Source organism: Mesorhizobium sp. B3-1-8 (assembly GCF_006439495.1).
In the GTDB taxonomy this organism is placed as follows: Bacteria; Pseudomonadota; Alphaproteobacteria; order Rhizobiales; family Rhizobiaceae; genus Mesorhizobium.
Genome location: NZ_VFTK01000083.1, coordinates 1 through 1516 on the forward strand (window position 1 = coordinate 1; position 1516 = coordinate 1516).

General features: G+C 59.0%; 1 pseudogene. It reads left to right on the forward strand.

The features are described from left to right. Positions 1 to 1516, forward strand: a pseudogene (locus FJ424_RS33320) (hypothetical protein); the annotation flags it as partial.

The window sequence follows — 1516 nt, forward strand, 5'->3', positions numbered from 1 at the left end:
GGTATGACTACGGCGGCAGCGGCACAAATCCCGTGTCGGTTGAGAACCCAGGGGTGTCCGGCTATGAAGTCACGGCCGCCGCGCAGGTTCAGATCGATGGGTCGGTCGTTACCCAGATATTCGGGCATGCCACCTGGAACGGCCCTGTCACAGGAAAAGGTATCCTGACGGTGAGCGCCGACGGCATGACCACGACCCTGCTGAAGGATGCCGACAATAACGGCTCTTACGAACACACGGAAGTGGCCGTCACCCGGATCGACGGGTCCATACATAAGGTTGTTACCAACGACCCCGGAGGCGGTCACCCCATTCAGACAATAACCACGGATGTTAGCGCCGATGGCCAATCGACGTCAGTCATAACTGCAAGCGGCACGACCGGAACTGGCACAACTACGAATGTTGGCGTTGAATTTGTGTCGCCCGGCACGACCAACGACACCATCACCGGTAGTGCTGGCGACGACCAAATCAGCGGCGGCGCCGGTAACGACACTATCAATGCTGGTGCGGGTGATGACTTCATCGACGGCGGCATTGGCGCAGACACGATGAATGGCGGCGCCGGCAATGACACGTTCGTCGTCGACAATGCCTCGGACCAGGTCGTTGAGGCCGCCGGCCAAGGAACCGACACGATACTGAGCTCAATCACCTACACCATCAACGATTCCGATGTCGAAAACCTCACATTGACGGGTCCGGCAGCTATCAGTGGCACTGGCAATGGCTCCAACAACGTTCTGACCGGCAATTCTGCGGCTAACGCCCTCGTCGGTGGCGCTGGGAACGACACCTTCTATGGAGGTGCCGGAAATGACGCGATCGTCGGCCAGACCGGTAACGATACGATCTATGGTGGTACGGGTAATGATTACTCGAATGGTGGAGACGGCGACGATATATTCGTCTTCCAACGAGGCGACGGTGCCGACGCAATCGACGACGAGCTCGACGCGGTCACGACGGCGTCGGCGGATATCAATGCCGCGTCGGCGCTAGGCGTCTCAGCAACTGGAATCGTCAACGTCTGGGTTGGTGGCTATTACTGGCAGACGGCGACCAACAGTCTCTTGAAGCGTATCGAGGCTGGAACCGGCGACACGCTGGTTCTTCAGGGTGTGCGTGCCCAGGATCTTTCTTTTTCGTGGAACGGAACGGACAGCGGCAACCTTCTTGTGAGTATTGCAGGTGGACCTGCGGGCGACAGCGTCAACCTCATTCAACAGCGTTTCGCAGGTCATATCGAGAAGCTGACACTGGACGATATTGGCACGATGGCTTTTGCCGTGGCCACTTTGCCAGGGGCTACCCTCAACGGCAGCGTCAACAACGATGTCCTGTTTGGTCTCGCCGGCGGTGAGACACTTTGGGGCAATGGCGGCAGTGATGTGATCTACGCCGGCGCCGGCAATGACGTCCTGGCGGCCGGGACTGGCGACGACACTCTGGTCGGCGGCACCGGCAATGATTATGAGAACGGTGAAGGCGGCAGCGACCGATACGTGTACCG